We start from the raw sequence: 13,197 nt of genomic DNA, 5'->3' as shown, positions 1-13,197 counted from the left end.
GCATCGACCTTGCAGCGCAGCTACGGAACAATATTACATCTGAGAGATTCGCGGAACGAAACCGGTCGTCAGCCTTTCTCTGGGCTTTGGGAGGGTGGCAATGAACTCTCAAACCATAGAAGGGGCGTGTGCGTTCGCTTGGCGGAACTACTTGCTGTTCCACAGCGGCATCAGCGAGAACGATAACAGGCGTTCTGCCCTCTATCGCTACGTCGCCAATGCTCGTGATACCGGTGGAGATGATTTCGATCTCTTGCAAATAGCGGCCGTCGCTTACCTAAAAAAACTGGACGAACTGCACGACGACCGACGTGCGAGGCTCGCGGCAGATCAAGTCTTGGCTGAGTGCTTAGAGTCACGCAGGGCACAACCCACCACATAGCTTACGGCCAGAACACCAAAACGAGGGAGAGAACCGCATGGCAGACAAGACCGCTAACGAAAACCGTTTCGCGCGCGACCCACAAGGTCCCATCAGCGCAGCGACTGCAATCGGTATGAATGCCTTGAAGCCAATTATGCACTTTCAAGTCTCAATGCTGAGGATGTGGGCCGACAATATTGAGAGGTTGGCGGGCAATTACGAAAAGGGGTTGGAAGAAACCGCGACCGCCGTAGAGGAACAGTCAAACAGGGAACGCGCCGCGTAAATCAACGCAATGGAGCCCGCTCAAGGTCACTCGCGTCGTTTTGGCCGGACGTCAGCCGTTTCTCGTCTTCCCCTAGCAGCCGACATGTGCGCGAGTGCTGGATGTCGTCGGTATGGGCCAACAGGTGACATTCGCGAAATGAAGGAGACCGCCAACTCCATCACCCGGTTCATCGCCGAATACTTGCGGTCTTCACCTTGATCCAATGCTCGCAGGGCGATCTTCTAGAAATTGACCACTCGCGAGTCGGGCTGCTTGGCTGCGGCGTGGAACTCGTTCATCCCAGCAAGCTTCACCCGTTTGTCGAGCGCTGATGCCTCTAGACCGCGCGCCTCTACGCAAGGCTTGCACACCATCAACGTCACATTGGGATGCGCTGCGATCTCCTCGTACCGGTTCGGTGGCCCGACCGGGACGAGCTTCGCGCCCACGCCCTCGATTGCTGTGAATACGGCATCGGCGAATAGCATCAGCGTGACGCTGTCGCCGCTCTGCACCGCGGACGTAGCGAAGATAAACGGCAGCATTGCCCGAGTTGGATCAGTCGGACCATATGTGGCGGAGATAGCGAAATGCATCTTTGTCTCCTATCCTAGTTCCCGCGCTCCGGCGGTCTGCACGACTGGAGTTAAGCAATTTGAGGCGGATTGGGCGGCCGGACCTGCGCCTTCGGGCCAGAAGCCGACGATGGTTACAGCCAAATCCCGCTCAAGGACCACGGCTCAAGTCATGCGTGCAATCAGTTCGCAAGGGGCAATGATGCCTTTCGAGATACACGTAATCATGTTGCGTATCTGATCTGGCCGTCTCTCGCCCATCAACGTGCGCAAGGCCAGCGGTCCAGCAACGCCAGCGGCAAGCGAACGGGCGAGCTCTCAAGTGCCGCGTTGAAGTTGGTGCAGCGGTGCGACGAGGTACGTGGCGTCAACCGAGAGGTCGGGCTTGTCTGAACTGGAAAGTGCTCGGCGTGAACCTCCTGGCCACGGCGCGCGCCTTGCCCTCGCATGTTTCCAACGCAATCTTCTGGGCAAGCATGACATCTCCGATCGGCAGCGCGCCGATCGGCATGAAGCACAGCCCCTCCCGCACGCGGCCTCTTTCGTCAATCTCGCACACGTTCACCGACGTCCCGGCGTGGATCCGGTACCGCTTCCCACTTTCGCTTCCGACAACCTCGAAGTAGCCCCTCCTTGCGAACTGCTCCCACTGCGCGGGCGATAGCCAACGCCGCAAGAGCAGCAGCGACCGCCCCTCTGGTGTGCGCTCGGCGCCGTGCCTGATGAAGAGCATTCGCGCCGCTCTCATGCGGGAGCGGACGCCCGACGCCGACGGCCGAAAGCCGAACATGAGCGGCTAGCCGCCGATCAATCTGGGGAAAAAGAGGGTTTCATCCGCACTGGGGTCGAACGATCGGATCTGCGAGATCTGACCGGGACCCGTCCGGACCGCGGCGGTGAAGCCGGCATTCGTCAGCTCATAGAACCGCTGCTCCGCCTTCGCCACTTCCTGCAGGTCGCGGGGGTTGAAAGGGTGATGGCTGTCGCCGGCGCGGTCCATCACGATCTGAATCGCCATGATCGTCCTCCTCGGATTGATAATGGCCCAAGGGATCCTATCCAGTATCCGACTAACGTGACGAACTTTCAAGACAAGACCACTTCAATAAGAGCGATCTGCTGCTGACCGCAGAAGACAACCGAGTTCTGGAAGCATGCCATCATCGACGCGGTCAGCGCGAATGCTGTCGTCGGCCCGCCATCGGGCCGCGACGGCCGGCTTCCTTCCGGCTGAAGCTGATACGACGGGTCGAGGAGTGTCCCGCCCGCGCGCGGCTCGTTCAGCCCTTCGAACGCGTGCGGATCATGAATGTTTCATATGAATACTCCGCGATCTGCCACCAGAGATTCTCGTCGTTTCGAAAGTCCACTTGCGAATCGTAGATCTTCTTGAAATCAGGGTTGGACGCGGAGGTTTCCGCATTGACCTCGTTCGAAGCCTTTAGGCACGCTTCCATCACCGCCTGGCTGAACGGACGCAGAAGCGTCCCGTTGGCGACGAGCCGTTTGATGGCCGCCGGATTGCGCGCATCATAGCGCGCCTGAACGTCCATGTTGGCATAGCCGCAGGCCAGAGCGAGGAGCGACTTGTAAGCCTTTGGCAGGGCGTTCCACTTGTCCAGGTTGATGAAGAAATGCAGCGCCGTGCCACCTTCCCACCAGCCCGGATAATAGTAGTACCTCGCGACCTTGTAGAAGCCGAGTTTCTCGTCGTCATAGGGACCGACCCATTCGGTTGCGTCGATCGTGCCTTTTTCCAATGCGGGATAGATGTCGCCGCCTGCGATCTGCTGCGGAACCACGCCGAGCTTTGAAAGGGTCTTGCCCGCCCAACCGCCGATCCGCATCTTCAATCCGCTGAGATCTTCGACGCTGTTGATCTCCTTGCGGAACCAGCCGCCCATCTGAGTGCCGGTATTGCCGCCCGCAATACCGTATATGTTGTACTTCTTGCCGAACTCGTTGAGCATGTCCTGACCGCCGTGATCCTGAAACCATGCATTCTGCTGGCGCGAGTTCAGGCCGAACGGTACCGAGCAATAGAGTGCGAAGGTCGGATCCTTGCCGATGAAATAATAGGCGGCGGTGTGGCACATTTCGACCGTTGCGTTGCTTACTGCATCGACAGCCTGCAAGGCAGGCACGATCTCGCCGCCTGCGAAGGGCTGAATTTGAAACCTGTTGTCGGTAGCTTCCGCAACATATTTCGCGATCGTCTCTGATGCACTGAAAGGCACATCCAGCGACTTCGGCCAACTCGTGGTGCAGCGCCACTTTAGTTCAGGCATCGACTGGGCGACGGCTGGCGCAACAACGGCGGCAGATGCGGCGAGGCCGGCGCCTGCCGTACTTAGAAATTGACGACGTTTCATGGCGTTTCCCCTGTGGATGATTGCGCATTGAATAAAACCGCCGGCCCGCGGCCATTTCGACGGCAGTGCTCCTCCGAGGATCAATTTTTCATGCGGGCCTTTCTTGGATGAACCCGGCAGATATCAATTATATCAGACATAGGGATGCGCAGGAGATGCGGACAGCCGCCACCTGAAAGTCAAATAGGACCGGATGGATTGGGAAGCGGCCACGCTGCATTGCGGCAATCTTGCGCCGACGAACCCCGCCTGAACCACTGACGGCGCGGAGCGACGCAACAAATGACATCACTTCGGCTTGCGTCGTCAGGCGAGATGGCGAGCGAAGGTCCAGGACCGCTTCGGGTCAAAACCGGCGGTCTGGACCGGTGCAAGCCGCTTCCTGTCTACTCGACGGCCCCGCTTGGACGCGCATCGAGCTAGGCAGCATCGGGCCAATAAGCCCAATAAGCGAAGTCGGTGTAGAGCTCGATGACCGAAATCAAATCGCCTCTGATGCCCGAGTGAACAGATTGGGCCGCCAGCTTACAGCCTATTCGTTGGGGAGTTGAAGGCGCCTTTGACCGGCCGTCGCTGGATTGTCGGGTGCCGGTGACTCCAGGTCGAAGAGGGAGTAGCTTCGCGAGGAGGAAGCCCCAGTGCCGGCGGAACAAGACCGGATCGGGACGCATCCGGCGGACAGCCCCATGGGATAGTGTTCAAAAGTGCGCTGAGTGGTGCCGACCGCGAGCAGACGGTGCGGGTTCAGAACCGTCTGCTGGGCGGTCTTGCGCCGGCGTCCTTTGAGCAGCTTCGTCCCTTCCTGCAGCCCGTTGCGCTCAAGCGCCGGGCAATTCTTCAGGACTACCACCATCCCATCGAGCATATCTACTTCATCGAACGCGGCGTCGCCTCGCTGCTGGTGCGAACGCAGCGTGATGGTCCAGTCGGAATCGCCATGGTTGGGCGGCTCGGTTTTGTCGGAGTGGCGGCGGCGCTCGGTATGCAGCGCTCACCCAATCGCTGCCTGATGTCGGTCCCCGGTTATGCATTGCGCATCGCGGTGCCGGACCTAAGCAGGGCCGCGCACAGATCCCCGGACATCCAGCAGCAGCTGTTCAGCTATATCCACGCGCTGTTGGTCCAGAATGCCCAGACAACGCTTTGCAGCGCCCGCCACAGCCTGGAGGAACGGCTGAGCCGCTGGCTGCTGCTCGCAGCCGACCGTCTGGACGACCGGATCATCCCCGTGACGCACGATATGCTGTCGGTCATCCTCGGCGTGCGACGCGCCAGCATCACGACAACGCTTGCGGAACTGGAACAGTCCGGCGGGCTCATCAGGCAGCGAGGTGGCATCGACGTGTGCGATCACGCGGCCCTCGAGCTTAGAACATGCGAATGCTATCAGATCATAGCGTCGGAATACCGGTACATAAATCGCAGCGGCCTGCACGAGCACCGCATTTCCGCGAACGCCGACCTTATGCGCGCCTGCCTTTGCTGCGTCTGACGCAGCCATCCAAACAGCTTGCTTCCGGCCAGCGCCGCGCGACTTCGTCCGCTGTCAATCTTTGTACGGCAGCGTACCGACTGACCGGCTTTAGTAGAAAGGCCGGTCCGGGCCTCAAAGCTATAGTGACGCCAGCGATAACAAGATCCAGGGCGGAGCTAGACTGATCCCTCATCTGGATGAGCCTTTCTCCAACTGGCGATATCCGCAGGAGGAGTCCAGATGAGCACGGGCAATTTTTTGCGCGTCACGCGACGTCGTTTGCTGACACAAACTGGTCTTATCCTGGCCGCCGCTTCGGTGCCGTCCCTTGCTGCCCCATTCGTCTCCCGTGCGCTTGCCGACACCAAATCCATCTCCATCGTACAGTGGAGCCATTTCGTCCCGGAGTACGACAAGTGGTTCGATACGTTCGCAAAGGACTGGGGCACGAAAAATAACCTCGACGTCACCGTCGACCACATCCCGGTCGGCAACGTCGCCGCGCGCGCGGCCGCCGAAGCCTCGGCTCAGTCAGGTCACGATCTGTTCGGATGGAACGGCGCAGGCGGAGCGCACCTCTACCGCAAATTCCTCGTCGACGTGACAAGCCTCGTCGAGGCAACCGAGAAGAAGTACGGCAAGGTCAGCAGGATCGGCCGGCAGATCGGTTATAATCAGGACGATAAGACCTGGTCAGCTTTCCCCGATTTTTACATCAACTTCCCCGCCATGTACCGCAAGAGCATGTGGGACGAGATCGGGATGAAGCCGGACACGTGGGACAACGTGCGTATCGGCGGCGCCAAGCTGAAAGCCAAGGGCCATCCGGTCGGCATTTCGCTCGGACACAGCAACGACCCGAACACGACCTGGCGCGGCCTGCTCTGGAGCTTTGGCGGTGCACTTCAGGACACCGAAGGCAAGAACGTCGTGCTCAACAGCAAGGAGACGATCGAAGCCGTCAAGTTCGTCACCGCGCTGTACAAGGAAGCGATGACGTCGGAAGTGCTGTCGTGGGACGATTCCAGCAACAATCGCTATCTTGTTTCAGGCATCGGCTCGATGATCGTCAACCCGATCTCGGCCTATCGGACGTTCCAGAAGGCGAACAAGAAGGGCGCCGACGACACATTCGTGATGGCTCCGCCAAAGGGGCCGGTACGCCAGATCATGGGCGGCGCTTCCGAATTCTACGGCATCTGGAAGTTCGCCAAGAACAAGGAAGGCGCAATCGAGTTCCTCAAATACTACGCCGATCATTGGCCGGAGGCGTTCAAGGCGAGCGAAGGCTACAATAACCCCTGCTTCGCCAATCTGGTGCCGAAGCCGATGCCGATCCTCTCGAACGATCCGACTTCGACGCCATCAGACAAATTAGCGGTGCTACAGGAGTCCGAGCAGTGGTCGGCCTCCCCGGGATATCCCGGCCCGTCCTGGCCCGCCGTCGACGAGGTCTATAACGACTTCGTTATCTGCGACATGATGGCAAAGGCGGCGAGCGGTCAGATGTCCGCCGAGGAATCGGTCAAATGGGCGCACCAACAGTCTGATGCCATTTTCAAGAAGTGGCACGAGAAAGCCTGAAGCCGTGTCCGGACGCAGCCCTCCTTTGCGCGCTCCGGCAGCCGGCCACGTTGCAGCTCATTGGCAAACACGATTGGCGCCCTGCCCAGCGATTGGCAGCAGAGCGCCATATGAGCTCCGGGAGGATCGATGGCAGCCGTATTGACCAGGGATATCGTCAAGAAGTTCGGCGAGATTAACGCCGTCAACGGCATCTCGCTGAGGGTGCCGGATGGCGAGTTCATGGTGCTGCTCGGCCCCTCGGGCTGCGGCAAGACGACGTTCCTGCGCATCATCTGCGGCCTCGAGCAACAGACCAGTGGCGATCTCCTGATCGGCGGCAATGTCGTCAACGACATCCCGCCCCGCGCCCGCGGCATTGCGATGATGTTCCAGAGCTACGGCCTTTATCCGCACTATACGGTACGTAATAACATTGCCTTTCCGCTGCGCACGCAGCGCATGCCCTCCCAGGACATCCAAAACAAGGTCGAGTGGGCCTCGCAGTTGCTCGGCATCGGCCATCTTCTCGACCGGCGGCCACGCCAGCTCTCAGGCGGCGAGCGCCAGCGTGTGGCGCTTGCGCGCGCGCTCGTTCGCGAACCGACTGCGCTTCTGCTCGACGAGCCGTTGTCCAATCTGGATGCCAAACTCCGTACCTCGGCCCGCCAGGAGATCAAGAACTTTCAGCAGCGCGTTGGCCTCACCACCATTTACGTGACCCACGACCAGATCGAAGCGATGGGCATGGGCGACCGTATCGCGGTCATCGATCATGGAAGGGTTCGGCAAGTGGGAACGCCAACCGATATCTATGAAGATCCTGCCGACCTTTTTGTCGCAACCTTTGTCGGCGCGCCGCCGATGAACATCGTCACCCGCAATGGCGGCGGCTATCTCGGATTCCGGCCGGAGAATTTCTTGCCCAGGGACATGATTGAAGACGGAGGCGCGACCGAATTTTTGTTTCGCGTCGACCGTTCGGAATATCTCGGGTCCGAGCGCATTGTTTACGGCGTGATGGATGGCTTTGACTCGAAGCAGCCGATCACGGCGAAGTTGCCGCCAGCCCACGTCGCCGAAGGAAGCATTCGGCCCGGAGAGTGGCATCCGTTCGCCGTGAAGAATAGCGCGTTGCGCCATTTCGACGCCAACGGCAATCGTCGCACTCGCCACTGAACCGGGGATTCGCCGATGGCTGTCATCGCGGAGCCTGTTGCAAAGCCAATTTCACGCTTTCGCTTCGTCCTGGACCGGCGCGAGGTGCTTGAAGCGGTCATGGTCGCGCCGGCGATCCTCTACGTCTTGCTATTGGTCGGCCTGCCGCTCCTGCTCGCGGTCTATTACTCGCTCAGCGCCTATACCATCTACAACCCAACCTGGAAGTTCGTCGGCCTGGCGAATTTCGAGCAGATCCTGCAAAATCCGAATTTCCTCGACACGTTGCGCAACACCTTCATCTTTACATTCGGGTCGCAATTGCTCGGCCTCGTGCTCGGAAAGTTCGGCGCCTTCCTGCTGTTGCAGCCCTTCCCCGGCCGCAAGATCGTGCGAGCGCTAATCATCCTGCCTTTTGCGGTACCGGTCGCGCTCGCCACGATCGCCTGGCAGTGGATGTTCGACTCGCTCTACAGCGTGATCAACTGGACCCTGATTGCGGCTGGCATCCTTACTCGCGAAGAGGCGCCGAACTGGCTCGGCAATCCGTACCTTGCGATGCTGTGCATTGTCATTATCAACGCTTGGCGCTTCTTTCCATTTGCCATCGTGATTTTCCTCGCCGGCATCACTGCGGTTCCGCAGGACGTGATCGACGCCGCGACGGTCGATGGTGCAGGCTTTTGGCGCCGCAACTACCAGATCATCCTGCCGATGATCCTGCCGATCATGGCCATCGGCCTGATCTTCGGCATCGTGTTCACGTTCACTGATCTTTCCATCGTCTTCCTGCTGACCCAGGGCGGCCCCGGTGGCGCAACCTCGGTGCTGGGCTTTGAAGGCTTTCAGACCGGTATTGTATCCGGCGACGTGGCGCACGGCGCCGCGATCTCGCTGTTCATGCTGCCGGTGCTGCTAGTCGTGGTGATCTTCATGCTTCGCTTTATTCGTCGCCGGGAGATTTGACATGTCGGAGCCTCTTGCTCGCTCGCTCCGCGGAACCGGGTTTTTCCTCGGCGTCGCATTCTTCGTTATCCTGGCCGCGTTTCCGTTCTATTGGATGATGATCACGGCGTTCAAGCAGAACAGTGACCTTTACAACGTCACCAACATCCCGTTCTGGTTCAACGAGCCGCCGACGCTGGAGCACATCAAGTACCTGTTCGAGGAAACCCTGTTCGCGCGCTGGCTGTTGAACTCGCTGATCGTCGGCGTCTGCGTTACCGCGATCACCCTGGTCACCGCGGTTCCGGCCGGTTACAGCCTGGCCCGCATGACCAGTCGCAAGGGCGAAGCGCTCGGAATCATGATCTTCCTGACCTACCTGGTGCCGCCGACTTTGTTGTTCCTGCCGCTGTCCCGGATCATCGCCGAACTCGGACTGCAAAACTCGATGTGGTCGCTGGTGCTGGTCTACCCGACCTTCACGATCCCGTTCTGCTCCTGGCTGCTGATGGGGTTCTTCAAGGCGCTCCCGGTCGAGATCGAGGAAGCCGCAATCGTCGACGGCTGCAGCCTGTTTGGCGCCTTCATCAAGATGGCGATCCCGCTGTCGGTGCCGGCGATCCTGACGGTGGTGATCTTTACGTTCACCCTGACCTTGCAGGAATTCGTCTACGCGCTGACCTTCATCTCGTCGTCCGACCAAAAGCCGATCACGCTGGGCGTCTCGACTGACCTGATCCGGGGCGACGTGTTCTTCTGGGGCGAAATCATGGCGGGCGCTTTGATTGCCGCCATCCCCGTAGCCATCGCCTACAATATCTTCCTCGATCGCTTCATCGCCGGCATCACCGGGGGCGCTGTCAAATAGCCATCGTGCTGCTTCTGGCAAGGGAGTGAACCAGGCTCCTGTCCCCGCCTTCTTGGACCCGCGCCTCGGCCGCCGTAGCCGGACGCCGCGAGAACAGAGAGTCGCATCCACTGTTCGGACATCATCCGACGTTGGCGATGTGTCGGCTCAGACCAGAATGGGCGTTCGGACAGTCTGGCTGCCAAATTACATCGCTTGCGCTTGTACAACTTTGAGCGTTGAATTCATCGTGATGCTACGGCGCTGCTGAACCAATACATTCGGCCGCAGCGATCACCGTCTGGTGTCTGCACCCCCTCGCCGAGGTCAGGAGACGAGCTGCACGGATGAGGCAGCTTCTGCAAGAGGCCGCAGCAGACTGCATGTTGGATGTAGTTCCCGCGATACAATAAGGGAGGCAGAACAATGACAGTCAGTACAAGGCACCTTACCTATGTTGCCGCACTGGCCGCTATGCTTGCACCATCTGCTTGGGCGATCGCGCCGTCAGAGATCAATTCCGCTCGCATCGAGGCGGCCGAGCAGAACCCAGGTGATTGGCTGACCTATCACGGCGGCTATAAATCGTATCACTACAGCGGGCTCGATCAAATCAATGCAAGCAATGTAAAGAATCTCGAAGTCGCCTGGATCCATATGCCCGGACGTTCCACGCGGGGTCTGCAGTCGATGCCGCTCGTTGCTGACGGCGTGCTCTACTATTCGGGTTCCTATAGCCGCGTCTATGCGCTCGATGGGGCGACCGGCAAGATGATCTGGTCGCACTTTCCGGTGCTCGACGAGGAACTCGTCGCGATGCAGACGCACTCACCGTACAACCGCGGTGTCGCGCTCGGCGATGCCAAGGTCTTCGTTGGCACCGTCGACGGGCATCTCATTGCGCTCGACATGAAAACCGGCAAGGAGGTGTGGAACACGCAGCTGGTCGACTCCAAGAAGCTCACGGTCGGCTTCACGGGTGCGCCGCTGGTGGTGAAGGACACCGTCATCATCGGCAGCCAGGGCGGCGAATGGACCTCGCGCGGTCCGCTGTTCGGAGTCGATATCAAGACGGGCAAGAAGAAATGGGAATTCTTCACCGTCGCCGGCACCGAGGAAGCCAAGGCGACCTGGGGTAGTGATTCCTGGCGCACCGGCGGGGGTGGCGCATGGATGCCCGGCACCTACGATCCTGAAACCAACACCATCTGGTGGGGAACGGCCAATCCTGCACCGCTTTACGACTGGTCCGGCGCGGACTGGAAGAACAGCGGACCGCGGCCAGGCACCAACCTCTACACAACTTCGGTCATCGCGCTCGATCCCGACACCGGCAAGCTGAAATTCTATCATCAGGAGCTGCCCCATGATGCATGGGATTTCGACTCGGCAGTCGGTGAGTTCGTGATGATCGACCGCGACGGCCGCAAACTCGTCGTGCATCCGAACAAGGGTGGTTTTGTGTTCGTCTACGACCGCGCCGATGGGAAGGTGCAGAACGTGTGGCGGATCGCGAAGAATATCAATTTCGTCAAGGATATCGATCCGAAAACCGGCGAACTGATCGGCCGGCGCGACTTGACTCTCGGGAAAGCGAGCGAGCCGCTTTGTCCGGCGATTGCCGGCGGCGTCAGCTGGAACTCGGGCGCCTACAGCCCGAAGACAGGCCTGTGGTATAAGCTCGCCCAGGAATGGTGCATGGATGTGGACGTGATAAAGACCACGCCAATCACCGAGCCGATGGCGCAGCTCAATATCGGCGCGAATTTCAAGCTCGTTCCGCCGCCGGACGGAGCGGCGCGCGGTCATCTTGATGCACGTGATCCCGTGACTGGTGCGAAGAAATGGGAGGTCAATTTCGACGAGCCTCCGCTGGCGAGCGTGCTTGCGACGGCCGGCAATCTGGTGTTCGTGCCTGACTCGCGTGGTGTGCTGCGCGCTTACAATGCGGAGACCGGACAGGAACTGTGGTCGCATTTCAATGGCGTCGGTCACAATGGCGGCATCATCAGCTACAGCGCCGGCGACAAGCAATACATCGCAGTGCCGGCCGGTTGGGGCGGCATGGTGGCGGACGAGTTCCCGGCCCTTTTCGGCGAACCCTTTACGAGCATGCCGAAGGATGCCGGTGCGCTCGTTGTCTTCACGCTGAAGCAATAAGAATGGTGAGGAGAGCCAGGGTGCAGTCGCCCCCTGTCTCTCCGGTCCAGATGCCAATGTTGAAGTCGATTCTTCTCATCGCCGGCATTGCGTTGTCATTGCCGTTCGGCCTCTCCGCGCAGCAGAGCCAGGCTCCCAAGCAGGATCAATCGGCCCGCGAAACCGATATCGAGGGCGGGACGATGTTCGCGACCTCGTGTGGCTTCTGTCACGAGAACGGCGGCCGCGCCGCCGGCAAAGGGCCGAAGCTCGCGGGTACGGCGCGCAGCGATGATTTTATCGTGGAGCGGATCAAGAAGGGTAAGCCCGGAGCCATGCCCGCCTTCGGAGGCGCCTTTTCGGAGAGCCAGATCATGGCGATCCTGGCCTACATCCGAAATCTGGAAGAATGAGGCCGGAGATGCGCCGAGCCGTTTTCGTAAGCCTTTTGATCCTGCTCGGAGCCACCGGTGCCAGCGCGCGCTCGCTGGAGGCGATTCATACACGCGGGGCGCTCACGCTTTGCGCACACCCCAATGCGTTGCCGTTTGCCAGCAAGCGCGATGTCGACCCCGGATTCCAGGTCGAGATCGCCCGTGAACTGGCGAAGCAGTTGAAGGTCGCCCTGGAGCAGCACTGGGTAGTCAACAGCTTTCAGTACCGCCGCGCGGACTGCGACATCATCATGGATGCGATCGCGAACCCGGCGGCGCTGGCGGAGGTGGGATTGCGCATGTCGCGGCCCTATCAGCGCAGCGGGGTCGCGTTGGCCGTCCGGGCCGACTCTGGCGCGGCGTCACTGGCGGATTTGAGGCCTGGTCAGCGCGTCGGGGTGCAGGTCGGCTCGATCGCCTCCATGACACTCAGCAAGCGAGGCGTCCAAACCTCACCGTTTGTCTTCGAAGATGAAATCATGGACGCGCTTGCCAAGAACGAGATCGACGCCGCGGCGGTTACACCCGCCGCAATTGGTTGGTTCAACCAAGCTCATCCCGATGCGCACGTGCGCCGCATTCCTGCTTTCGAAGACGATCCCGACTTGAACTGGAATGTCGCTGTTGGGATGCTCAGCCCAGACGAGAAGCTCAGGCAAGGACTCGACGCAGCCCTTGAAGCATTGCTCGCCGACGGCACCCTCGCGCGGATCTACGCGCATTACAATGTCGAATTGCGGTCGCCAAAATGAGCAGGGCTCCCGGCGCAAGAACTGGCGGAGCAGCCGGAATTCTCATTTGGATGATGTTCACCGATATCTTGACGTTCAACTTCGTCTCAAACAGCGCGCCCAAAGGCGTGCCAGCCTTCGGCATCGCACCCGATTGCTCTGGATTCGGCAGGTCGTCTCTGGGGCAATTCGCGTCGGTTTGGCCGGTGCCGACGACTTCCGCGCTCCCCCTATAAACAGACATCGTTACCGCGCGTCGGCATGTCTCAAACGGGCCGATTCCGTTGAAAAAGGCCGGCAGTATTTCGTTGTAATAGCTCCGTCGCG

General features: G+C 59.9%; 14 protein-coding genes. 10 read left to right on the top strand and 4 right to left on the bottom strand.

Annotation, left to right across the window (positions count from 1 at the left end):
* Positions 1–100: 100 nt before the first annotated feature.
* Positions 101–382 (top strand): hypothetical protein, encoded by a 282-nt coding sequence (locus AAE027_RS37450; protein WP_091894333.1) that lies wholly within the window; start codon positions 101–103, stop codon positions 380–382.
* A gap of 37 nt (positions 383–419) precedes the next feature.
* Positions 420–650 (top strand): hypothetical protein, encoded by a 231-nt coding sequence (locus AAE027_RS37445; protein ID WP_370990421.1) that lies wholly within the window; start codon positions 420–422, stop codon positions 648–650.
* A 224-nt stretch (positions 651–874) separates the two neighbouring features.
* Here the strand turns inward: AAE027_RS37445 and AAE027_RS37440 are convergent, their stop codons facing one another.
* From AAE027_RS37440 to AAE027_RS37425, 4 genes are all read right to left on the bottom strand, one after another.
* On the bottom strand, positions 875–1,228 hold the full coding sequence (locus AAE027_RS37440; protein ID WP_370990420.1) for a DsrE family protein: 354 nt from the start codon (positions 1,226–1,228) through the stop codon (positions 875–877).
* A gap of 346 nt (positions 1,229–1,574) precedes the next feature.
* Positions 1,575–1,997, bottom strand: coding sequence for a hypothetical protein (locus AAE027_RS37435; protein WP_370990419.1), 423 nt, complete (start codon positions 1,995–1,997; stop codon positions 1,575–1,577).
* Between the two features lie 6 nt (positions 1,998–2,003).
* Positions 2,004–2,225: a hypothetical protein gene (locus AAE027_RS37430; protein ID WP_370990418.1), complete on the bottom strand. Its 222-nt coding sequence runs from the start codon at positions 2,223–2,225 to the stop codon at positions 2,004–2,006.
* Positions 2,226–2,487: 262 nt separating this feature from the next.
* On the bottom strand, positions 2,488–3,579 hold the full coding sequence (locus AAE027_RS37425) for a TRAP transporter substrate-binding protein (protein ID WP_370990454.1): 1,092 nt from the start codon (positions 3,577–3,579) through the stop codon (positions 2,488–2,490).
* 694 nt (positions 3,580–4,273) lie between these two features.
* On the opposite strand from AAE027_RS37425, the gene AAE027_RS37420 reads away from it, so the two are divergent.
* From AAE027_RS37420 to AAE027_RS37385, 8 genes are all read left to right on the top strand, one after another.
* On the top strand, positions 4,274–5,071 hold the full coding sequence (locus AAE027_RS37420) for a Crp/Fnr family transcriptional regulator (RefSeq protein ID WP_370990417.1): 798 nt from the start codon (positions 4,274–4,276) through the stop codon (positions 5,069–5,071).
* A gap of 222 nt (positions 5,072–5,293) precedes the next feature.
* Positions 5,294–6,637, top strand: coding sequence for an ABC transporter substrate-binding protein (locus tag AAE027_RS37415; RefSeq protein ID WP_370990416.1), 1,344 nt, complete (start codon positions 5,294–5,296; stop codon positions 6,635–6,637).
* Between the two features lie 129 nt (positions 6,638–6,766).
* The gene (locus AAE027_RS37410; protein WP_091894279.1) at positions 6,767–7,795 is read left to right on the top strand and encodes an ABC transporter ATP-binding protein; all 1,029 of its coding nucleotides are present in this window, start codon (positions 6,767–6,769) and stop codon (positions 7,793–7,795) included.
* 15 nt (positions 7,796–7,810) lie between these two features.
* Positions 7,811–8,740 carry a carbohydrate ABC transporter permease gene (locus AAE027_RS37405; protein ID WP_091894281.1) on the top strand — a complete coding sequence of 310 codons (930 nt, stop codon included), beginning with the start codon at positions 7,811–7,813 and terminating at the stop codon, positions 8,738–8,740.
* Between the two features lies 1 nt (position 8,741).
* Complete coding sequence (locus AAE027_RS37400) at positions 8,742–9,587, top strand: carbohydrate ABC transporter permease (protein WP_370990415.1); 846 nt, start codon at positions 8,742–8,744, stop codon at positions 9,585–9,587.
* 453 nt (positions 9,588–10,040) lie between these two features.
* On the top strand, positions 10,041–11,726 hold the full coding sequence (locus AAE027_RS37395; protein WP_370990453.1) for a pyrroloquinoline quinone-dependent dehydrogenase: 1,686 nt from the start codon (positions 10,041–10,043) through the stop codon (positions 11,724–11,726).
* A gap of 56 nt (positions 11,727–11,782) precedes the next feature.
* On the top strand, positions 11,783–12,118 hold the full coding sequence (locus AAE027_RS37390) for a c-type cytochrome (protein ID WP_370990414.1): 336 nt from the start codon (positions 11,783–11,785) through the stop codon (positions 12,116–12,118).
* 8 nt (positions 12,119–12,126) lie between these two features.
* Positions 12,127–12,891, top strand: coding sequence for a substrate-binding periplasmic protein (locus tag AAE027_RS37385; protein ID WP_370990413.1), 765 nt, complete (start codon positions 12,127–12,129; stop codon positions 12,889–12,891).
* Positions 12,892–13,197 lie beyond the last annotated feature (306 nt).

The organism is Bradyrhizobium sp. DN3 (assembly GCF_041357655.1).
Classification (GTDB): domain Bacteria; phylum Pseudomonadota; class Alphaproteobacteria; order Rhizobiales; family Xanthobacteraceae; genus Bradyrhizobium.
The sequence above is the reverse complement of the archived record's forward strand: the minus strand, read 5'-3'. Positions and strand labels throughout refer to the sequence as shown.